The organism is Microbacterium sp. LWH3-1.2, from assembly GCF_040675855.1.
GTDB lineage: Bacteria > Actinomycetota > Actinomycetes > Actinomycetales > Microbacteriaceae > Microbacterium.
Genome location: NZ_JBEGIK010000001.1, coordinates 2,994,196 through 3,014,873, shown reverse-complemented (window position 1 = coordinate 3,014,873; position 20,678 = coordinate 2,994,196). Strand labels below are relative to the sequence as shown.

17 protein-coding genes and 1 pseudogene are annotated in these 20,678 nt (G+C 70.0%); 16 read left to right on the top strand and 2 right to left on the bottom strand.

The genetic code is table 11. The features are described from left to right. Window positions 1-2: 2 nt before the first annotated feature. Complete coding sequence (locus tag MRBLWH3_RS14050; RefSeq protein WP_363433070.1) at window positions 3-257, bottom strand: hypothetical protein; 255 nt, start codon at window positions 255-257, stop codon at window positions 3-5. A gap of 136 nt (window positions 258-393) precedes the next feature. Here MRBLWH3_RS14050 and MRBLWH3_RS14045 point away from each other — a divergent pair, with 136 nt between their 5' ends. From MRBLWH3_RS14045 to serA, 13 genes and pseudogenes are all read left to right on the top strand, one after another. Continuing rightward, window positions 394-1,839 (top strand): alpha,alpha-trehalose-phosphate synthase (UDP-forming), encoded by a 1,446-nt coding sequence (locus MRBLWH3_RS14045; RefSeq protein WP_363433067.1) that lies wholly within the window; start codon window positions 394-396, stop codon window positions 1,837-1,839. Further along, window positions 1,836-2,615: a trehalose-phosphatase gene (gene otsB / locus MRBLWH3_RS14040; RefSeq protein ID WP_363433064.1), complete on the top strand. Its 780-nt coding sequence runs from the start codon at window positions 1,836-1,838 to the stop codon at window positions 2,613-2,615. Before MRBLWH3_RS14045 ends, otsB begins: the two co-directional genes overlap by 4 nt. A 63-nt stretch (window positions 2,616-2,678) precedes the next feature. Beyond that, window positions 2,679-4,397, top strand: coding sequence for a dihydroxy-acid dehydratase (ilvD, locus tag MRBLWH3_RS14035; RefSeq protein ID WP_363433060.1), 1,719 nt, complete (start codon window positions 2,679-2,681; stop codon window positions 4,395-4,397). Between the two features lie 46 nt (window positions 4,398-4,443). Next, a complete protein-coding gene (locus tag MRBLWH3_RS14030) occupies window positions 4,444-6,249 on the top strand; it encodes an acetolactate synthase large subunit (protein ID WP_363433058.1) in 1,806 nt (601 codons plus the stop codon). 3 nt (window positions 6,250-6,252) lie between these two features. After that, window positions 6,253-6,762, top strand: coding sequence for an acetolactate synthase small subunit (gene ilvN / locus MRBLWH3_RS14025; protein WP_045297961.1), 510 nt, complete (start codon window positions 6,253-6,255; stop codon window positions 6,760-6,762). 33 nt (window positions 6,763-6,795) lie between these two features. After that, window positions 6,796-7,839: pseudogene (gene ilvC, locus MRBLWH3_RS14020) on the top strand (ketol-acid reductoisomerase); the annotation flags it as partial. 311 nt (window positions 7,840-8,150) lie between these two features. Then, window positions 8,151-8,357, top strand: coding sequence for a hypothetical protein (locus MRBLWH3_RS14015; RefSeq protein ID WP_363433055.1), 207 nt, complete (start codon window positions 8,151-8,153; stop codon window positions 8,355-8,357). A gap of 81 nt (window positions 8,358-8,438) precedes the next feature. Beyond that, window positions 8,439-9,155 (top strand): copper homeostasis protein CutC, encoded by a 717-nt coding sequence (locus MRBLWH3_RS14010; protein WP_363433052.1) that lies wholly within the window; start codon window positions 8,439-8,441, stop codon window positions 9,153-9,155. Window positions 9,156-9,252: 97 nt separating this feature from the next. Beyond that, on the top strand, window positions 9,253-12,480 hold the full coding sequence (locus MRBLWH3_RS14005; RefSeq protein WP_363433050.1) for a lamin tail domain-containing protein: 3,228 nt from the start codon (window positions 9,253-9,255) through the stop codon (window positions 12,478-12,480). A gap of 78 nt (window positions 12,481-12,558) precedes the next feature. Beyond that, window positions 12,559-13,413 (top strand): peptidoglycan-binding domain-containing protein, encoded by an 855-nt coding sequence (locus MRBLWH3_RS14000; protein WP_363433047.1) that lies wholly within the window; start codon window positions 12,559-12,561, stop codon window positions 13,411-13,413. Window positions 13,414-13,488: 75 nt separating this feature from the next. Then, window positions 13,489-14,034: a DNA polymerase III subunit gamma/tau gene (locus tag MRBLWH3_RS13995; protein WP_363433044.1), complete on the top strand. Its 546-nt coding sequence runs from the start codon at window positions 13,489-13,491 to the stop codon at window positions 14,032-14,034. Continuing rightward, complete coding sequence (locus MRBLWH3_RS13990; protein ID WP_363433041.1) at window positions 14,031-14,405, top strand: bacitracin resistance protein; 375 nt, start codon at window positions 14,031-14,033, stop codon at window positions 14,403-14,405. Before MRBLWH3_RS13995 ends, MRBLWH3_RS13990 begins: the two co-directional genes overlap by 4 nt. A gap of 138 nt (window positions 14,406-14,543) precedes the next feature. After that, a complete protein-coding gene (serA, locus tag MRBLWH3_RS13985) occupies window positions 14,544-16,148 on the top strand; it encodes a phosphoglycerate dehydrogenase (protein ID WP_363433039.1) in 1,605 nt (534 codons plus the stop codon). 93 nt (window positions 16,149-16,241) lie between these two features. Here serA and MRBLWH3_RS13980 read toward each other — a convergent pair whose 3' ends face one another. Further along, window positions 16,242-16,787 (bottom strand): TetR/AcrR family transcriptional regulator, encoded by a 546-nt coding sequence (locus MRBLWH3_RS13980; protein WP_363433037.1) that lies wholly within the window; start codon window positions 16,785-16,787, stop codon window positions 16,242-16,244. Window positions 16,788-16,850: 63 nt separating this feature from the next. Here MRBLWH3_RS13980 and MRBLWH3_RS13975 point away from each other — a divergent pair, with 63 nt between their 5' ends. The 3 genes from MRBLWH3_RS13975 to MRBLWH3_RS13965 are packed head-to-tail and all read left to right on the top strand — an operon-like array spanning window position 16,851 to window position 20,619. Beyond that, window positions 16,851-18,392 (top strand): MFS transporter, encoded by a 1,542-nt coding sequence (locus MRBLWH3_RS13975; protein ID WP_363433035.1) that lies wholly within the window; start codon window positions 16,851-16,853, stop codon window positions 18,390-18,392. 7 nt (window positions 18,393-18,399) lie between these two features. Continuing rightward, window positions 18,400-19,452 carry a 3-isopropylmalate dehydrogenase gene (locus MRBLWH3_RS13970; protein WP_363433032.1) on the top strand — a complete coding sequence of 351 codons (1,053 nt, stop codon included), beginning with the start codon at window positions 18,400-18,402 and terminating at the stop codon, window positions 19,450-19,452. Window positions 19,453-19,512: 60 nt separating this feature from the next. Continuing rightward, window positions 19,513-20,619, top strand: a complete 1,107-nt coding sequence (locus MRBLWH3_RS13965) for a branched-chain amino acid aminotransferase (protein WP_363433030.1) — start codon at window positions 19,513-19,515, stop codon at window positions 20,617-20,619. The last annotated feature ends 59 nt before the right edge of the window (window positions 20,620-20,678 follow it).

Below are 20,678 nucleotides of genomic sequence, written 5' to 3'. Positions count from 1 at the left end.
GCTCAGGACTCGATGCGGCGCCGGAGCAGCTTCTTCTCGCGTCCGTGGACGGGGGAGTCGTTCGCGATGAGCTCGCCGCGCGAGGCGCGGCGGACGTCGACGATCGCGCCGATCGCGAGCGCCAGGGAGATGCCCCAGCTGAGCCACGCGAGCGCCATGCGCCAGGTGAACGGCTCGTTCTCGCGGAGCCCTCTCATCAGCGTCAGCCCGCCCGTGATCGCGGTAAGGATGCCGGTGCCGAAGAGGTACTTGCGCATGGGCCCACGTTAGCGCGACGCATCCCGGCATCGCGCCCCTTGACACAGCGCCGTGCGCCTCGTCAAGGCGCGCCGGGGGCGAGAGCGGCGCTGTTAGCCTGGGCGTGCCGAGTCCACGAAACCGTCAGGAGACCGCGTGACAGAGCCCGTCCCGCCCGCCGCCCAACTCGTCGTCGTCGCCAACCGCCTCCCCGTCGACCGGGTCGTCGACGCCGCTGATGAGCAGGACTGGCGTCGGTCGCCCGGAGGGCTCGTGACGGCCCTCGAGCCGGTGATGCGGCGCGCCGACGGAGCCTGGGTGGGCTGGCCCGGCCAGCCCGACATCGAGGTCGAGCCGTTCGAGTTCGAAGGCACGCAACTGGTCCCGGTGTCGCTGAGCGCGGAAGAGGTCGAGCTCTACTACGAAGGCATGTCGAACGACACGTTCTGGCCTCTCTACCACGACGTGATCGCGGCGCCGCGGTACCGGCGTCTGTGGTGGGATGCGTACGTCAAAGTGAACCGCCGCTTCGCCGAGGCAGCTGCAGGCGTCGCCGCCGAGGGGGGCACGGTGTGGGTGCAGGACTACCAGCTGCAGTTGGTGCCCCAGATGCTGCGCGAAGCCCGCCCCGACCTCACCATCGGCTACTTCCACCACATTCCCTTCCCGGCATACGGGCTCTACTCGCAGCTGCCATGGCGACGTCAGGTGCTCGAGGGCCTGCTGGGCGCCGACGTCATCGGCTTCCAGCGCGTGGCGGACGCCGGCAACTTCGCGCGCGCCGTGCGCCGGCAGCTTCGTTACCAGACGAAGGCGACCGGTATCGCGGTTCCCGAGCCGGACGGCTCGACCCGGAACGCGCTCGCGAAGGCGTTCCCGATCTCGATCGACACCGGCTCGTACATCGAGCTCGCCGGGCGCCCCGACATCATGGCCCGCGCGGCCGAGATCCGCGAGAGCCTCGGAAATCCGAAGAAGATCCTGCTCGGTGTCGACCGGCTCGACTATACGAAGGGCATCCGCCACCGTCTGAAGGCGTTCGGCGAGCTCCTCGAGGACGGCCGGATCGACGTCGAGGACGTCACCCTCGTGCAGGTCGCGAGCCCGAGCCGTGAACGCGTCGAGGCGTACATGCAGCTGCGTGATGAGATCGAGCTCACCGTCGGCCGTATCAACGGCGACCACGACACGATGGGGCACACCGCCATCCGCTACCTGCACCAGGCGTACCCGCGCGAAGAGATGGTGGCGCTGTTCCGCGCCGCCGACGTCATGCTCGTGACGGCATTGCGTGACGGGATGAACCTCGTCGCCAAGGAGTACGTCGCAGCGCGCACCGACAATCGCGGCGTACTGGTGCTGAGCGAGTTCGCCGGCGCCGCCGACGAGCTTCCGAGCGCCATACGCATCAATCCGCACGACATCCACGGGATGAAGGAGGCGATCATGCGCGCGATCGAGATGCCGGCCGCCGAGCAGGGCCGCCGCATGCGGGCGCTGCGCAAGAAGGTCGTCGAAAGCGACGTGGCCAGCTGGTCGCGGTCCTTCCTCGACGCGCTCGACGCCGCGCGTGCGAGCAAGCCCGTGAAGGCCGACGCATGACCGCAGCGGACGACGCGATCGCCCGGCTCGCAGCAGCCGATCGCCTGCTCGTCGCCCTCGATTTCGACGGCACGCTGTCGCCGCTCGAGGACGAGCCGATGGATGCGCGGATGCTGCCCGCCGCCCGCGACGCCGTGGACGCGCTGGTCGCGACGCCTGACACGATCGTCGCGTTCGTGTCGGGGCGGAGCCTCGTGGATCTCCGGGTCATCGCCGAGCACGACGACGGTTCGAGGGTGCTGCTCGCCGGGTCGCACGGCGCGGAGTTCTGGATTCCGGGCGAGGGCATCGCGAGCCACGGCGAAGACGAGGCGGGTGTCGCCCTGCGCGACGCGCTGCGGGGCCACGCGGAAGACGCCACCCGGCACCTGGAGGGCGTCTGGATCGAGCCGAAGACCTTCGGGTTCGGCGTGCACACACGGCGCGCCACGGCCGAAGCGGCCGCCGAGGCGAATCGCCTCGTCGACGAGATCGTCGCGGCCGAGGCGCCGCACTGGCGCCGCCGCACCGGGCACAGCATCGTCGAGTTCGCGTTCCGGCACGAGGGCAAGGACTCCGCGATCGCCGAACTGCGCGAGCGCGTCGCCGCGACCGCCGTGCTCTTCGCCGGCGACGACGTCACGGACGAGGACGCGCTGGCGAGCCTCGGAGAGGGAGACGTCGGTGTGCGCGTGGGGGAGGGGCAGACCTCCGCCAGGGTGCGGGTAGCCGACATCACGGCTCTCGCGGCCCTGTTGCAGCAGCTCGCAGCCGCGCGTTCGCTGAGCCGGGCATAGGTCGGGGGCCCCGGCTCCGTCACTCGGGGCGAGCGAGTCGCTGTGCGGGAATACACTGAACCAATGGCCCAGCCCGATTCGCTTGCTGACAACTCCATCGACATCAAGCCCCGCAGTCGCGTCGTCACCGACGGCATCGAAGCGACGACATCGCGCGGCATGCTCCGCGCCGTCGGCATGGGCGACGCGGACTGGGACAAGCCGCAGATCGGCATCGCGTCGAGCTGGAACGAGATCACCCCCTGCAACCTGAGTCTCGACCGGCTCGCGCAGGGCGCCAAGGAGGGCGTTCACGCCGGCGGCGGATACCCCCTCCAGTTCGGCACCATCTCGGTGTCGGACGGCATCTCGATGGGCCACGAGGGCATGCACTTCTCGCTCGTCTCGCGCGAGGTGATCGCCGACTCGGTCGAGACCGTCATCATGGCCGAGCGCCTCGACGGCTCGGTGCTGCTCGCCGGCTGCGACAAGTCGATCCCCGGCATGCTGATGGCATCGGCGCGCCTCGACCTGTCCAGTGTCTTCCTCTACGCCGGCTCGATCGCGCCCGGCTGGGTCAAGCTCTCGGACGGCACCGAGAAGGACGTCACCATCATCGACTCGTTCGAGGCGGTGGGCGCGTGCCTCGCAGGCAAGATGAGCGAAGCCGACCTCAAGCGGATCGAGTGCGCGATCGCTCCCGGCGAGGGTGCGTGCGGCGGCATGTACACGGCCAACACGATGGCCTCCGTCGCCGAGGCGCTCGGCCTCAGCCTGCCGGGCTCGGCCGCACCGCCTTCGGCCGACCGTCGCCGCGACTATTTCGCGCATCGCTCCGGCGAGGCGGTCGTCAACCTGCTGCGACAGGGGATCACGACGCGCGACATCCTCACCAAGGAGGCGTTCGAGAACGCGATCGCCCTGGCGATGGCGCTGGGCGGCTCGACCAATGTCGTTCTGCACCTGCTCGCGATCGCGCGCGAGGCCGACGTCGACCTCAGCCTGCACGACTTCAACCGCATCGGCGACAGGGTGCCGCACGTGGCCGACATGAAGCCGTTCGGCAAGTACGTCATGAACGACGTCGACCGCCATGGCGGCATCCCGGTCATCATGAAGGCGATGCTCGACGAGGGCCTGCTGCACGGCGATGCGCTGACCGTCACGGGCAAGACGCTCGCCGAGAACCTCGCCGACCTGGACCCCGACCCGGTCGACGGCACCGTCATCCACTCGTTCGACGACCCGATACACGCCAAGGGGGGCATCACGATCCTGCACGGCTCGATCGCTCCCGAGGGCGCCGTCGTCAAGTCCGCCGGGTTCGACGCCGACGTCTTCGAAGGCCCCGCGCGCGTGTTCGAGCGGGAGCGTGCCGCGATGGACGCCCTCGAGGCCGGTGAGATCGCGGCGGGCGACGTCGTGGTCATCCGTTACGAGGGCCCCAAGGGCGGGCCGGGCATGCGCGAGATGCTCGCGATCACCGCGGCCATCAAGGGCGCTGGGCTGGGAAAAGATGTACTACTCTTGACGGACGGCAGATTCTCAGGCGGCACAACCGGCCTGTGCATCGGCCACATAGCTCCCGAAGCGGTGGACGCAGGTCCGATCGCCTTCGTGCGCGATGGTGATCTGATACGGGTCGATATCGCGGCTCGCACTCTCGACCTACTCGTCGACGAGTCCGAGCTTGACTCCCGCCGCTCTGGCTGGGAGCCGCTTCCCCCGCGCTATACCCGTGGCGTCCTTGCCAAGTACTCCCGACTCGTGCGCTCCGCTGCGGAGGGCGCGACCACCGGTTGAGCCTGGCTTCCGACATCCCCTCCGGCCCACTTCAGAGGAATTCACCATGTCAGCCGACACCGCCGCGGCCGTTCCCCGGCCGCCAGCCCGCACCGCCTCGACGCCCGTGCTCACGGGCGCGGAAGCGGTCGTCCGATCGCTCGACCTGCTCGGGGTGACCGACGTCTTCGGTCTTCCCGGCGGGGCGATCATGCCCGTCTACGACCCGCTCATGGATGACGAATCCGTGCGCCACATCCTTGTCCGTCACGAGCAGGGCGCCGGTCACGCCGCCGAGGGGTACGCCGCGGCATCCGGTCGTGTCGGCGTCGCGCTCGCGACGTCCGGCCCTGGCGCCACGAACCTCGTCACCGCCATCGCCGACGCGTACATGGACTCCGTGCCGATCGTGTGCATCACCGGCCAGGTCTTCTCCACCCTCATGGGGACCGACGCGTTCCAGGAGGCCGACATCGTGGGAATCACGATGCCGATCACCAAGCACTCGTTCCTGGTCAAGCGCGCGGAGGACATCCCCGGCGCGATCGCTGCCGCGTTCGAGATCGCGTCGACCGGGCGTCCCGGCCCCGTGCTCGTCGACATCACGAAGGATGCGCAGCAGGCCGAGGTGCCGTTCGTGTGGCCCCCGAACATCGACCTGCCGGGCTACCGCCCCGTGACCAAGGCGCACGGCAAGCAGATCCAGGCCGCGGCTCAGCTCATCGCCGACGCCAAGAAGCCCGTGCTGTACGTCGGCGGCGGAGTGATCCGTGCTCGCGCCTCCGACGAGCTCCGTTCGCTCGCCGAGACGACGGGCGCGCCGGTGGTCACGACCCTCATGGCCCGCGGCGCTTTCCCGGACTCGCACGCGCAGCACCTGGGCATGCCCGGCATGCACGGCACGGTGCCGGCGGTGCTCGCGCTGCAGGAGGCCGACCTCATCGTCGCCCTCGGCGCCCGCTTCGACGACCGCGTCACGGGCAAGGCCGCGCTGTTCGCGCCCCACGCGAAGGTCGTGCACGTCGACATCGACCCCGCCGAGATCTCGAAGATCCGCACCGCCGACGTGCCGATCGTGGGCGACCTCAAGGATGTGCTCGTCGACCTCGACGTCGCGTTCCGTGCGGTCAGCGGCGGCACGGCGCCCGACATCTCCGAGTGGTGGTCGTTCCTCGACGGCCTGCGCGACGAGTTCCCGCTCGGGTACACGCAGCCGACCGACGGCCACATGGCGCCGCAGTACGTGATCCAGCGCATCGGCGAGCTCACCGGCCCCGAGGGCGTCTACGCCGCGGGAGTCGGCCAGCACCAGATGTGGGCCGCGCAGTTCATCAAGTACGAGCGCCCCAACGCCTGGCTGAACTCCGGCGGTGCGGGCACGATGGGCTACTCGGTGCCCGCGGCGATGGGCGCGAAGGTCGCCGAGCCCGACCGCGTCGTGTGGGCGATCGACGGCGACGGCTGCTTCCAGATGACCAATCAGGAGCTCGCCACCTGCGCGATCAACAACATCCCGATCAAGGTCGCGATCATCAACAACTCGTCGCTGGGCATGGTGCGCCAGTGGCAGACGCTGTTCTACGACGGCCGCCACTCGAACACCGACCTCAACACCGGCCACGGCACGGTGCGCATCCCCGACTTCGTGAAGCTGGCGGAGGCGTACGGCTGCCTCGCGATCCGCGTCGAGAAGGAAGAGGACGTGGATGCTGCGATCCAGACAGCGCTCGAGACCAACGACCGTCCCGTCGTCATCGACTTCGTCGTGAGCGCCGACGCGATGGTGTGGCCGATGGTGCCGCAGGGCGTGAGCAACAGTTTCGTCCAGTACGCGCGGGACCACTCGCCCGCCTTCGACGAGCAGGAGGACTGAGACATGACGAGTCACGTGCTGAGCCTCCTCGTGGAGGACAAGCCCGGTCTGCTGACCCGCGTCGCCGGCCTGTTCGCCCGGCGCGGCTTCAACATCGAGTCGCTCGCGGTGGGTGTCACCGAGGTGCCCGGCCTCTCGCGCATCACGGTGGTCGTGGACGTCGATGAGCTTCCCCTCGAGCAGGTCACGAAGCAGCTCAACAAGCTCATCAACGTCATCAAGATCGTCGAACTCGACCCCGCGGCATCCGTCCAGCGCGAGCACATGCTCGTGAAGGTGCGCGCCGACAACCAGACGCGCTCGAACGTGCTCGAGGTCGTGAACCTCTTCCGCGGCCAGATCGTCGACTACGCGCCCGACGCGCTGGTGGTCGAGGTGACGGGCGACAAGGGCAAGGTCGACGCGTTCCTGCGCGCGCTCGAGCCGTTCGGCATCAAGGAGCTGGCACAGTCCGGCCTCGTCGCGATCGGCCGCGGCGGCAAGAGCATCACCGAGCGTGTGCTGCGCGGCTGAGTCGCCGCATCCGTATCTTCCAGAACCGATCAATCAAGGAGAAACACGAAGATGGCTGAGATCTTCTACGACGCCGATGCCGACCTGAGCATCATCCAGGGCAAGAAGGTGGCGATCGTGGGCTACGGCTCGCAGGGTCACGCGCACGCCCAGAACCTTCGCGACTCGGGGGTCGAGGTCGTCATCGCCCTCAAGGACGGCTCGAAGTCGATCGAGAAGGCGCAGGACGAGGGCTTCGAGGTGAAGTCCGTCGCCGACGCGGCCGAGTGGGCGGACGTCATCATGATCCTCGCACCCGACCAGCATCAGCGCGGGATCTACAACGACAGCATCAAGGACAAGCTGACGCCGGGCAAGACGCTCGCATTCGCGCACGGCTTCAACATCCGCTTCGGCTACATCGACGCACCCGAGGGCGTCGATGTCATCCTCGTCGCGCCGAAGGCCCCGGGCCACACGGTGCGCCGTGAGTACGTCGCGGGCCGCGGCATCCCCGACATCATCGCCGTGGAGCGCGACGCCACCGGCAACGCGTGGGCGACCGCGCTGTCGTACGCGAAGGCCATCGGCGGCACGCGTGCCGGCGTCATCAAGACGACCTTCACCGAGGAGACCGAGACCGACCTGTTCGGCGAGCAGGCCGTCCTCTGCGGCGGGGTATCGCAGCTCGTCCAGTACGGCTTCGAGACCCTGACCGAGGCGGGCTACCAGCCGCAGATCGCGTACTTCGAGGTGCTGCACGAGCTGAAGCTCATCGTCGACCTCATGTGGGAGGGCGGCATCGCCAAGCAGCGGTGGTCGGTGTCCGACACGGCCGAGTACGGCGACTACGTCTCGGGCCCGCGCGTCATCGACCCGCACGTCAAGGAGAACATGCAGGCGGTGCTCGCCGACATCCAGTCGGGCGCGTTCGCCAAGCGCTTCATCGACGACCAGGACAACGGCGCCGTCGAGTTCCTCGAACTGCGCGAGAAGGCCGCCGCGCACCCGATCGAGTCGGTCGGCAAGGACCTGCGTTCGCTCTTCGCCTGGAAGCAGCAGGACGCGGACTACGTCGAGGGGTCTGCCGCGCGCTGATCCTCGCTTCACCCGAAGGCCCGGTTCCCGTTCGCGGGGCCGGGCCTTCGGTCATTCCCCTCTCGGGCGGGCGGACGCAGCGTTCAACGCTCACGCGATGAAGCCACCGCATGGATGCAGCGTGATCTCCGCGGAAACGAGCGTCGGCGGCATCCGTCTCTCATCGGTACCGGATCCGTACCGGACGCACCCGATACCGATACCGGACGCCGCGACGTGGTGTTCACGCCCTCGGGGTATCACCGCACCGCGACCGCAACTCACATCACACAGCCTCGCCAACCCGGGCGAGCATCACGAAAGGAACGGCCATGGACGGGAACACCCTGACCTTCACGGCCGACCGGCTCGATCGCGAGCGGGCGGCCGCCCTGGATCGCGAGAACGAGATTCTCGACAGCATCGCCGATCGCGGCGCGACGATCACGCCGGAGAGCCCGGCGTCGCACGTCATCGCAGGCCTCGGCGTGTGGTTCCGGCACCTCTTCACGAGACCACCGCAGCTGCGATTCTCGTGAACCGTAGAGACCCGCCGCCCGGGAGAACGGCGGGTCTCACCGTGTCTGCGGCGCGGCGCGCGCCCGGACTAGGCTCACGACATGCCTGCACCGCGCCCCGTCGAGATCGCCGTCCAAGACCCCGCCGGAGCTCGCGCCGCGATCGGCGCCGGAGCTGCGCGCCTCGAGCTGTGCCAGGCACTGGACGTCGGGGGGCTGACGCCGTCGCTCGCGACGCTCGAGACGGTGCTGTCCGCCGTCGACCCCTCGACCGTGAACGTGCTGGTGCGTCCGCGCGGCGGCGGGTTCGTCTACGGACCCGAAGAGGTCGCCATCGTGTCGGCCGACATCCGCGCGTGCGTCGATCGCGGCGCAGGCGGCGTGGTCGTGGGCGCGCTGACTTCCACGGGCGGTCTCGATGTCGACGCTCTGCGCCGATGGCGGGAGGCTGCGGGCCCGGCGACCCTCGTCTTCCACCGCGCCGTCGACGCCGCCGCCGAACCGTCGGCCGTCTTCGACGCGCTGGTGGCCGAGCACGTCGACCGCGTGCTCACCTCGGGCGGAGCGCCGCGCTCCATCGACGGCCTCGCGACGCTGGCGGCGTTCGCGTCGCGTTCGGGCGGCGTCGAGGTGATGGCGGGCGGCGGCGTGCAGCCGGCCGACATCCCGGCGCTGTTCGCGGCCGGCGTCGACGCGGTGCACCTTTCCGCGCGATCGCGCGCCGGCCACGGTGCGCCATCCGGCCCGGGCGGCGGCTCAGCCGGGCACGACGTGACGGACCCTGCGCTCGTGGCGGAGGCCGTCGCCGCCGCCGGCTGAGACAACCGTCCCGCAGCCGTACACCGGATGAGCACCGGGGTGCCCGCGCCGGTTCACCTCGCCCGGTCACGGTCGGCTTGTGCGCGTCACGAACCGTGTGATCACATTCCTTTCGGCATCCTTCATCCTCGTCGGGACCGCTGCTTCGACGGGTGGCCCCACCGGTGCGCCGGAGACACCGCGGGGCGTTTCGTCGACGGGCGCCGTCACCATCGACGAGGTGTCGCCTGCGGGCGCCCGAGGGCCGGCCTCCGGATTCTTCGAGCTGGCGAATCCAGGCGACCACCCCGTCGACCTCACCGGATACACGGTGTTCCACTGCGACGAGGAGGGGCTGCGCTCCCGCCCGTCGGATCCCGAGGCCGATCTCGGCGGCATCATCCTCGCCGCGGGGGAGCGGCGCGCGTTCCCCACTGCGCGCCTCGCGGAGCGCGGATACGGGCTCATCCTCATCGCCCCATCGGGCGAGACCGTCGACGCGCTCGCGGCCTACTCGGATGACCCCGCGCCGACCATGTCGGAGTGCGGCGGGGGTGTCGAGCTTCCCGTCACCACCGCCGCGGCGCTGGGCGAGAGCTGGCAGCGTGCCGGATCGTCCGGCGACGGACGATGGGTGCGCGCGGTCGGGACCCCCGGCGAACCGAACCGGCTCGCGGAGGCCTCGGGAGCATCGGTGAGGGTCTCCGAGATCGCCGCGGCGGGGCCGGCCGGCCATGGCGACGACTTCGTCGAACTCGTCAACGACGGCATGACCGCCGTGGACCTCGGCGGCTGGCGGCTGTACCGCTGCACCGCGACCGGAGCCGCGCCGACCGCGGCGCTCCAGCACGTGTTCGGCGCAGACACGGCGCTGGCGCCGGGCGGGCGCCTCGTGGTCGGGGGTCCCGCGTTCGCGGGACAGCCGCACGTCCGCGTGGCCACCTCTCTCGCCGACACCGCATACGGCGCCCTCCTCGTCGCCGCGGACGGGCGCCGGGTCGACGGGATCGGGGTGTCGTCCTGGGAGGACACCGCCTGCCAGACCGGTCGCGACAAGCTCCCTTCGACGCTGGACTACCGCACCGGTCAGAGCTGGCAGCGACGGGCGGACGGTGGATTCACGATCGCGGTCCGCACGCCCGGCGAACCGAACGCACTGCGCTCTGCTGCCGGCGCGGCAGCCAGCGCGGCGTCCGCGTACGGCGACCGGCCAGGCGTCGCGGTCAGCGAGATCGCGACGGACCCGGAGATCGCCGGGATGCCGCGACGCAACTTCGTCGAGCTCGCGAACTTCGACGCGAGTGAGGTGGACATCTCGGGGTGGACGCTCATCGCGTGCGGGGCCGACGGGTTCCGGCGGTTCGCCGACCTCGCCGTGGTGCCGTCCGGAACGGTGCTCGGTCCCGACGAGACGTGGACGGCCGCCCTCGCGGGCACCCCCGCCGCCGACACCGCGGATGCCGCCTATGACGATGCGCTCGAGCTGGCGGGAGCGGGGGTCTGGGTGCAGGACGCCTCCGGACGCCGCGTCGACAGCGTCGGCGTCTACCACCGCAACGAAATGGACAGCAGCGTGGACCGGGAGAGCCCGTGCACGAAGGGACTCGCCCTGTCGACGTTCGCGGTCGACCGACTGCGGGGAGAGACGCTGCAGCGCGCCGCGTTCACCGGCGACGACGCGAGCGACTTCGTGCCCGCCGCCGCGAGTCCCGGCGTCCTCGCCGGAACCCGCGCGGTGTCCGCGGACGAGGTGATCGAGCGCGCGCTCGAGCGGGCCCGTTCGGACGCGGGAGAGTCCGCGATCGGCCGGGCCGCAGCATCCGTATCCACTCCACAGGGCGGGGACGGGGTGCCCCTGGAGGTGATCGCGGCCCATGCCGGGTCTTCGCTCTCGCCCCTCACGAGCCGCAGCGCACCAGGCGAGCGGGAGGTTCCCGCAACGGAGCCGACCGCGCGCGACGACGCATACGACCTGCCTTATGTGCGGATGCGGGTTCGACTTCCCGAGGGCGGCGGCGCCGTCTCGTGGAGAGGTCGCACCGTCGGGCGCGCGGAGGTGCGTCTTTCGGTGTGGGTGCCGGAGTCGGGAACGGCACGCCAGGCGGGTTGGCGGGCACTCGACCACGCCGCGGGCGCGGCGACGGGGACGGATGCCGCCGCCACCGCCGCAGTGAGGCTCGAGGGCCTCGTACGTGCGGAGGAGATCGTCGACGGCGCCGCCGACCTGCTGGTGCAGGTCGTGCCGGCCGCGGAGTCGCGGGCCGTCACAGCGGAAGGACTGGCGGACCCCTCGGACTACGACCTCGCACTCGGGCACATCACCGACACGCAGTACTACTCGGAGGCGTACCCCGAGGTGTACGCCGGCGAGGTGGCGTGGCTCGCCCAGAACGCCGAGGCGCGCAAACTCGCCTTCGTCACGCACACGGGCGACCTCATCCAGAACTGGGTCGATCCGGGCCAGACAGAGGAGCGTGCCCGCCGCGAGTACGAGGTGGCGTCGCGGCTGCAGGGCGTGCTCGATGACAACGGCATCGCCAACAGCGTGCTCCCGGGCAACCACGACAACAAGCGCGGCGTGAGCAACGATCTGTTCAACGAGTACTTCGGCCCCGAGCGCTACCGGGAGCAGCCGTGGTTCGGCGGATCGCTCACGGCCGACGACAACAGTGCGAACTGGTCGTCGTTCGAGGCGGGCGGTGCGAGGTTCGTGATGATCTCGCTGCCGTACGCATACGGCGAACGCGAGATCGCGTGGGCCGAAGACGTGGTGGCGGCTCACCGGGACGCGAACATCGTCATCTCGACGCACGAGCACCTCACGCCAGCGTCCGCCGAGGACGACGCGGAGCGTTCGACCACGTCACGGTGGGTCTCTCACGGCGATCTGCTCTGGGAACAGGTCGTCGCGCCGAACCGCAACGTCGTGCTCGTGCTGTCAGGGCACTTCCACGGGCTCGGCGCGATCGTCACCGAGAACGCCGGGGGCATCCCCGGACACACCGTGCTCGAGGCGCTCGGTGACTACCAGGAGTTCCGCACCCCGACGGGGGAGCGGGCGACGGGGTTCCAGCGGCTGCTTCAGCTCGATCTCGCCGCCGGTGTGCTGGCCGTCGACACCTTCTCGGTGCCGCTCGGCGCGACCGCGAGCCATCCGTACGACTACACGCAGTTCCTTCCCGACGACGGCGCTGCGGCGACCCCGTCGAACGAACGACCGTGGCGGATCCTTGCGCAGGGGCTGCAGCACCGCTACACCGAGGAGGACGATGCGTTCGCCGTGCAGCTGGCGCTCCAGCACTCGAAGGCGGTGGAGACGGATGCCGTCACCCTCGTGCACGGCTGAGGTATCAGGGCACGAGCGGCACGCCTCGAAAGCGTGAGGGGCGCAGAGCCCCGATCGACCCAGAGCAGAGGAGCCGTCATGAACGTCGAGCCGTGGAGCACCGTCGGACCGGGATCGTCGGCAGCGATCGTCCCCGGCATCCAGTACCTCCTGCGAGCGCACGGCCATGCCGTGGCCGTCACCGGAACGTACGATCCCGCGACCACTGCGGCGGTCACGGCATTCCAGACCGCGCAGGGCGTGCCGGCAGACGGCATCGTCGGACCCGTGACGTGGCCCGAGCTCGTCATCGCGGTGCAGCAGGGGTCGACCGGCGACGCGGTGCGCGCCGTGCAGCAGTTCGGACTCGTGCGATCGCCGGGGGAGGACCCGCTGGTCGTGGACGGGGACTTCGGCCCGATCACGAAAGAGCGCGTCGAGTTCTTCCAGGAGTCGTGGGGCCTCACCATCGACGGTATCGCCGGCCGCGAGACCTGGTCGTTCTTCAGCACGTTCCTGCCGGGCGAGCGCCCGTGGGCCCTCGTGAAGCAGGGTTCGTCGCAGGCCACGAACTGGCGCGTCCTCGCTGCGCAGCACCTGTTGCGTGCGCGCGGTGCGACCATCGCCGCGGACGGCGCGTTCGGTCCAGAGAGCGGGCAGGCGGTGAAGACCTTCCAGCAGACGCTGCGCGCCGTCGAGATCTCGACCACTCTCGGCCAGCTCGACTGGCCGAGCCTCATCCTCGCCGTGAAGCAGGGCGATGGCCCCGGCGGGGCTGAGGGCGAGGCCGTGCGGGCGGTGCAGACGCTCCTCGCCGGGCTCACCGTCGACGGTGATTTCGGCCCGGCCACCGACGCCGCCGTCCGCGAGTTCCAGCAGCTGTTCGCGCCGCCCGTCGACGGGATCGTGGGTCCGGTGACCTGGCACACGCTGATGCTGCGGCTCTTCGAATGACCGACGCAGGCCCGGGTGCCGCTCCCTGCGCGGGTGGCGCCCGGGCGTGCGGAGCCGCGGCACTACGCTGAGAACGTGACGACCGGACGCGACGACGACGCCCTCACCTGGGACGGCGACGACGATCCCACGCTCGACCACGGCGCGGCCAGCGATGAGGGGGACGGGTCCGAGACTTCGGCCCACTCCTCCCCGGCTGAACTCCCGAAGGGTTTCACCGCCGTCGGCAAGGGCAGCGAGACGCTGGGCTCCGCGGACGCGCCGGTCGCAGCATCCGTCTCAAAGACGCCTTCCCACGCTCCGGCGGCAACGCGCGACCGCCAGCCGATGGGCAACGGCGCGCTGATCGCGTTCGGCGTGCTCGGCGGCGTGTACACCCTCTACGCGATCGGCTGGCTGATCGGCGGCCTGCGCCTGCAGGGCAAGGCGCAGTACCTCGTGATGGACGTGATGTACCAGGGGAGTCTGTGGCTCGCGGTGCTCGCCCCGCTGCTGTGGTTCGCCACGACCCTGCTGCTCACCCGCTCGTCGCGCGCCTGGGTGCGGTTCGCGTGGCTCGCGGCGGGAGTGGTGCTGCTCCTGCCATGGCCCTTCGTGATGATCGGGGCGATCGGACAATGAGCGATGAGATGACGGATGCTGCGCCCCCGGTCGCGAGACGCGGCAAGACGCCCACCTGGCTCGTGGCCGCGATCTCGGGTGTCGTCGGGCTGTTCTACGCGTACGCCGTCTGGAACGCGGTGGGCAACCTCGTCGCCACGCTCGGCGTGTTCGCCGACGCCGGCCTCACCCTCAATGCTCTCGGGTGGTTCATCTGGATCTTCGCCGCCGTGTTCCCGCTCCTGGTGTGGGGCGGAGCCTTCGCGATCGGATACCGGCGCTCCCCGCACGAACTGCTGCTCGTGATGCTCACCGGCCTCGCGCTCGTGGCCGTCTTCTGGCTGAACGTCGTCGCGTACACGACCCTCGACTCTGCGTCGTTCCTGGGCTGAGCCGCCGGCTGCCGTCACACGGTCGGGCACGTCGCCGCGCGGGCGGTAGGCTGGCACAGGCCTCGCCCCCCGACGGCGTGCGGCGCGGCATCCGGTTCTGCTCCGCGCGTTCGCGCACCGCCCCACTAAGGAACACCCGTGCCGAAGCCTGTCGTCCTCATCGCCGAAGAGCTCTCTCCCGCCACGATCGACGCCCTCGGGCCCGACTTCGACGTGCGCAACGTCGACGGCACCGACCGTCCCGCGCTGCTCGAGGCTCTCGCCGACGCCAACGCGGTGCTGATCCGCTCGGCGACGAAGATCGACGCCGAGGCGATCGCCGCGGCGCCCGTCCTCAAGGTCGTCGCCCGCGCCGGCGTCGGGCTCGACAACGTCGACATCAAGACGGCCACCACCGCCGGTGTCATGGTCGTGAACGCCCCGACTTCCAACATCATCTCGGCGGCCGAGCTGACCGTCGGCCACATCCTGAGCCTCGCGCGCCGGATCCCCGCCGCGCACGCCTCGCTCGCAGGCGGCGCGTGGAAGCGTAGCTCGTACACCGGCACCGAGCTGTTCGAGAAGACGGTCGGCATCATCGGCCTGGGCCGCATCGGCGCCCTGATCACCGCCCGCCTCCAGGCGTTCGACGTCCGCGTCATCGCGTACGACCCCTACGTCACGAGCGCTCGCGCGCAGCAGCTGGGCGTGCAGCTGGTCACGCTCGACGAGCTGCTCGCGCAGAGCGACTTCGTCACGATCCACATGCCGAAGACCCCCGAGACGACGGGCATGATCGGCGCCGAGCAGTTCAAGATCATGAAGCCGACCGCGTACGTCGTGAACGTCGCGCGCGGCGGACTCATCGACGAGGAGGCGCTGCACGCCGCCCTGACCGCGGGCGAGATCGCCGGTGCGGGTCTCGACGTCTTCACATCGGAGCCGCCGGCGGACGGCGGCACCGCGGCGGCCCTGCTGGACCTGCCCAATGTCGTCGTCACGCCGCACCTCGGTGCCTCCACCGAGGAGGCTCAGGAGAAGGCGGGTGTCTCGGTCGCGAAGTCGGTGCGTCTCGCTCTCGGCGGAGAGCTGGTTCCGGATGCCGTCAACGTCGCGGGCGGCGTCATCGACCCGTACGTGCGCCCCGGCATACCGCTGGTCGAGAAGCTCGGCCAGATCTTCTCGGCGCTCGCCCGGTCGCCCCTCACGAGCCTCGACGTCGAGGTGCACGGCGAGCTGCAGGCCTACGACGTCAGCGTGCTCAAGCTCGCCGCGCTCAAGGGCGTCTTCACGAACATCGTCAGCGAGACGGTGTCGTATGTGAACGCGCCGCTGCTCGCCGAGCAGCGCGGCGTCGAGGTGCGTCTGCTCGTCGACGACGACAGCCCCGAGTACCGCAATGTCATCACACTGCGCGGCGCCCTGTCGGACGGCTCGCAACTCGCGATCTCGGGCACGCTCACGGGGCCGAAGCAGGTCGAGAAGCTCGTGGGCATCAACGACTATGCGATCGAGCTGCCGATCGAGACCAACCACGTCGTCATGCTCTACACCGACCGCCCCGGCATCGTGGCGATCTACGGCCAGAAGTTCGGCGAGGCGGGCATCAACATCGCCGGCATGCAGATCGCGCGCCAGACGGCCGGCGGCCAGGCGCTCTCGGTGCTCACGGTCGACTCGCCCGTGCCCGACGCCCTCCTCGACGAGGTGAGCACGGCGATCCAGGCCGATCTGTTCCGCCAGATCGAGATCACCGAGTCCTGATTCCAGGATGGATGCTGCGTCTCTGAGCCCCCGGAGGGGCCGGGGTTGCGGCATCCGTCTGCCATCCGCCGACGGCCGGCCCGACGGGCCCGTTCAGGGGCGGGTGGCGCGCTCGACGAGCGCGACGAGGGCGTCGAGCGCCTCGCCGCGCGGGACCGGGCCGGGGATCGACCCGCCCGACAGAGCGTTGTTGAAGTAGAGGCCATCGCTCACGAGCATCACGAGGTCGAGGGCCGTCGCGTCCTTCGTGTGGGGCTCGAGCACGGCCGCCCAGTCATCGCGGGTCTGCCGCAGCGCATCGCTCGCTGAGGCGTCGCCGCCCTGAGCGAGACGCGAGGTCGCGAGGATCGCGCGGTCGATCGGGTCGTTCGCCATGACCGACGTGTGCAGGAAGTAGGCGATGGGGCCTTCAGGCGCCGCCGCCATGAGGTCGGCGTCCTCCTGGACCAGCGCGCGCAGCCGCTCGATCAGCGCGGCCGCGAGTGCCTCCTTCGTGCCGAAATGGTAGAGCAGGCCGCCTTTCGACACGCCCGCGGCCTTGGCAGTGGCGTCCATGGTGGCCGCTCGCTCGCCCTCCTCGATGAGGATCTGCTCGAAGGCGTCGAGCACCTTCTCGCGGGCGAGGGGAGGGCGGCTCATGGCCTCGATGGTATCGACATGTGTCGCAGCATCCTGTTACTATACCGGCTGGACGGTATAGAAATGATGACTCTCACTCAAGAACTCTCGCTCGCCGACGCACAGGCCCGGAAGGTCGGCTGGCGCGGTTGGGCGGCGCTGGTCGTGCTCATGCTGCCGGTGCTGCTCGTCTCGGTCGACAACACGGTGCTGAGTTTCGCGCTGCCGTCGATCGCCCTCGAGCTGGGGCCCTCGAGCGCCCAGCAGCTGTGGATCATCGACGCGTATCCGCTCGTTCTGGCGGGCCTGCTCGTCACGATGGGCACGCTCGGCGACAGGTTCGGGCGGCGACGGATGCTGCTCATCGGCGCGACCGGCTTCGCCGCCGTCTCCGTGCTCGCGGCTTTCGCGCCGAGCGCCGCGTGGCTCATCGCCGCTCGCGCGGCGATGGGCGTGTTCGGCGCGATGCTGATGCCGTCGACGCTCTCGCTGCTGCGCAGCATCTTCACCGACCGTGATCAGCGGCGCCTCGCGATCGCGGTGTGGGCGTCGATGTTCTCCGCCGGTGCGGCGCTCGGCCCGATCGTCGGCGGACTGCTGCTCGAGCACTTCTCGTGGGGCTCGGTGTTCCTCCTCTCGGTCCCCGTGCTCATCCCGCTGCTGGTGCTCGCGCCGCTTCTCGTGCCCGAGAGCCGCGACCCGAGGCCGGGCCGCATCGATCCGCTGAGCATCGTGCTGTCGATGGCCACGATGATCCCGATCGTCTATGGAATGAAGGAGCTCGCGGTGCACGGGTTCGCGGTCGCGGCGTGGCTGCCGATGCTCGTCGGTCTCGGCTTCGGGGTGCTCTTCGTCCGCCGGCAGCTGCGTGCCACGAGTCCGATGCTCGACATGCGCCTGTTCGGCCTCGGCACCTTCAGCGGTGCGCTGCTGGTGAACCTGCTCAGCGTGATCGCGCTTGTCGGCTTCCTGTTCTTCGTCGCGCAGCACCTGCAGCTCATCGTGGGTCTGTCGCCCATGCAGGCAGGGCTGGCACTCGTCCCCGGACTCGCGATGATGATCCTGGCGGGCCTCGCGGTCGTGCCGATCTCGAAGAAGTGGCCTGCCCGCGTCGTGGTGCCGGCTGCGCTCGTGTTCTCGGTCGCGGGCTACATCGCCGTGGCATTCGCCACCGGCCCCGACAGTGTGGGCACGCTTGCCGTGGCGTTCATCTCGCTCGGCATCGGCATCGGCGCAGCCGAGACCGTCTCGAACGAGCTGGTCCTCTCGAGTGCACCGCCGGCGAAGGCCGGTGCTGCCAGCGCCGTCTCCGAGACCGCGTACGAGCTGGGTGCTGTTCTCGGCACAACAGTGCTGGGCGGCATCCTGACCGCGCTCTACCGGTCGAATCTCGTGGTGCCGGACGGCGTGACGGATGCCGCGGCCGCGTCCGCGTCCGAGACCCTCGCCGGTGCGGTGCACGCCGCAGACCAGATCGGCGGGGCGACCGGCCAGGCGCTCTTCGAGGCGGCGGCGACCGCGTTCGACGCGGGCGTGACCGTCACGGCCCTCATCGGGGCGGCCCTCGTGGTCGGCGCGGGGGTCATCGCGGCCACTACCCTGGGAGGGTCCCGCCAGAAGTCATAGGAGCACCATGTCGCGCGTCGTGAAACTGGCCGTCATCCCGGGTGACGGCATCGGTCCGGAGGTCATCGCCGAAGCGGAGAAGGTGCTCGACGCCGCGACCGCGGGCAGTGGCATCCGTTTCGAGAAGACGCGGTACTCGCTCGGTGCCGGGCGCTTCCTCGAGACCGGCGACACGCTCACGGACGACGACCTCGACGCGATCAAGCACCACGATGCGATCCTGCTGGGCGCCGTCGGGGGAGTGCCGGGTGACCCGCGGCTGAAGAACGCGAACATCGAGCGCGGACTGCTGCTGAAGCTGCGCTTCGAGCTGGACCACTACGTCAACCTGCGGCCGTCGAAGCTGTACCCGGGTGTGCCGGGGCCGCTGGCCGAGCCGGGTGATATCGACTTCGTCGTCGTCCGCGAGGGCACCGAGGGGCCGTACGTCGGGAACGGCGGCTCGATCCGCACGGGCACGCCGCACGAGGTCGCGAACGAGACCTCGGTGAACACCGCCTTCGGGGTGGAGCGCGTCGTGCGCTACGCCTTCGATCTCGCCGAGCGCCGCCGCAAGAAGCTCACGCTCGTGCACAAGACCAACGTGCTCGTGCACGCCGGCGGCATCTGGAAGCGCCTCGTGGACGAGGTGGCGCGGGAGCACCCGGACGTGACCGTAGACTATGTGCACGTCGACGCGGCCACCATCTATCTGGTCACGAACCCAGGTCGTTTCGACGTGATCGTCACCGACAACCTCTTCGGCGACATCCTCACCGACCTGGCCGGCGCCGTCACCGGTGGCATCGGCCTCGCAGCCTCGGGCAACATCAACCCCGACGGCGCGTTCCCCTCGATGTTCGAGCCCGTGCACGGATCGGCGCCCGACATCGCAGGACAGCAGAAGGCCGATCCCACGGCCGCGATCCTCTCCGTCTCACTGCTGCTCGATCACCTCGGGCTCACCGACGAGGCACAGCGCGTCACCACGGCTGTCGAGGAGGACATCGCGAGCCGGGGCACGGCATCGCGCACCACCGCGCAGATCGGCGACGCCATCGCCGCCCGACTCCAGGCGTAACCTGGATCCCGCAAGCGCCTCCACCCTCGCGGATCCGTCCGCACGAAAGCACAGGCCGTCATGACCCTCATCGATTCCGACCCCGACACCGGACTCGCGCCGCTCGAGTTCACCGTCAACCGCAACCTGCAGGCGAAGACCACGCAGCAACGCGAGGAGATCCTCGCGAACCCCGGCTTCGGCACCAGCTTCACCGACCACATGGTCGACATCTGCTGGTCCGTCGGCGGTGGCTGGCACCGCCCGCGCGTCCAGCCGTACGGCCCGCTCTCGCTCGATCCCGCCGCGGCGGTCCTGCACTACGGTCAGGAGATCTTCGAGGGCATCAAGGCCTACCGCCACGCCGACGGCTCGATCCACACGTTCCGCCCCGACCAGAACGGCCGGCGCCTTCAGCGCTCCGCACGTCGCCTCGCGCTGCCCGAGCTGCCGGTGTCCTACTTCATCCAGTCGCTGCGCGAGCTCATCGCCGTCGACGGCGCCTGGGTGCCGTCCGGTGACGACCAGAGCCTGTACCTGCGTCCGTTCATGTTCGCCAAGGAGGCGTTCCTCGGCGTGCGTCCCGCGCACAAGGTCGGCTACTACGTGATCGCCTCACCCGCCGGCGCTTACTTCAAGGGTGGCGTGCAGCCGGTGTCGATCTGGCTCAGTGAGGACTACGCGCGCGCCGGTAAGGGCGGCACGGGTGCGGCCAAGACCGGCGGCAACTACGCCGCCAGCCTGCTGCCGCAGTCCGAGGCGTACGAGAACGAGTGCGACCAGGTCGTGTTCCTCGACCAGGACCGCAACGTCGAGGAGCTGGGCGGCATGAACGTCGTGTTCGTCTACAAGGACGGCACGATCGTCACCCCGCAGTCCGACTCGATCCTCGAGGGCATCACCCGCGACTCGATCCTGCAGCTCGCGACCGACCGCGGCCACAAGGTCGAGGGCCGCGCCGTGTCGTTCGACGAGTGGCGCCAGGGCGTCGCCTCCGGCGACATCGTCGAGGTGTTCGCGTGCGGCACCGCTGCCGTGCTCACCCCCATCGGCGTGCTCAAGGGGAAGGACTTCCTCGACGAGCAGCCGACCGGCCCGCTCGCGCTGTCGCTGCGCGAGGAGCTCACCGACATCCAGTACGGGCGCCGTGAAGACAAGCACGGCTGGCTCGTGCGCCTCGACGCCTGACCGATCTCGAACGAAGGCCCGCGGGAGACCGCGGGCCTTCGTTCGTCGGAGCAGGTGGC

What these genes read in the sequence shown, in the direction of transcription:
- MRBLWH3_RS14050 (WP_363433070.1), bottom strand. Translation starts at nt 257, where the DNA reads ATGCGCAAGTACCTCTTCGGCACCGGCATCCTTACCGCGATCACGGGC.
- otsB (WP_363433064.1), top strand. Translation starts at nt 1,836, where the DNA reads ATGACCGCAGCGGACGACGCGATCGCCCGGCTCGCAGCAGCCGATCGC.
- ilvD (WP_363433060.1), top strand. Translation starts at nt 2,679, where the DNA reads ATGGCCCAGCCCGATTCGCTTGCTGACAACTCCATCGACATCAAGCCC.
- MRBLWH3_RS14030 (WP_363433058.1), top strand. Translation starts at nt 4,444, where the DNA reads ATGTCAGCCGACACCGCCGCGGCCGTTCCCCGGCCGCCAGCCCGCACC.
- ilvN (WP_045297961.1), top strand. Translation starts at nt 6,253, where the DNA reads ATGACGAGTCACGTGCTGAGCCTCCTCGTGGAGGACAAGCCCGGTCTG.
- MRBLWH3_RS14015 (WP_363433055.1), top strand. Translation starts at nt 8,151, where the DNA reads ATGGACGGGAACACCCTGACCTTCACGGCCGACCGGCTCGATCGCGAG.
- MRBLWH3_RS14010 (WP_363433052.1), top strand. Translation starts at nt 8,439, where the DNA reads ATGCCTGCACCGCGCCCCGTCGAGATCGCCGTCCAAGACCCCGCCGGA.
- MRBLWH3_RS14000 (WP_363433047.1), top strand. Translation starts at nt 12,559, where the DNA reads ATGAACGTCGAGCCGTGGAGCACCGTCGGACCGGGATCGTCGGCAGCG.
- MRBLWH3_RS13990 (WP_363433041.1), top strand. Translation starts at nt 14,031, where the DNA reads ATGAGCGATGAGATGACGGATGCTGCGCCCCCGGTCGCGAGACGCGGC.
- MRBLWH3_RS13980 (WP_363433037.1), bottom strand. Translation starts at nt 16,787, where the DNA reads ATGAGCCGCCCTCCCCTCGCCCGCGAGAAGGTGCTCGACGCCTTCGAG.
- MRBLWH3_RS13975 (WP_363433035.1), top strand. Translation starts at nt 16,851, where the DNA reads ATGATGACTCTCACTCAAGAACTCTCGCTCGCCGACGCACAGGCCCGG.
- MRBLWH3_RS13970 (WP_363433032.1), top strand. Translation starts at nt 18,400, where the DNA reads ATGTCGCGCGTCGTGAAACTGGCCGTCATCCCGGGTGACGGCATCGGT.
- MRBLWH3_RS13965 (WP_363433030.1), top strand. Translation starts at nt 19,513, where the DNA reads ATGACCCTCATCGATTCCGACCCCGACACCGGACTCGCGCCGCTCGAG.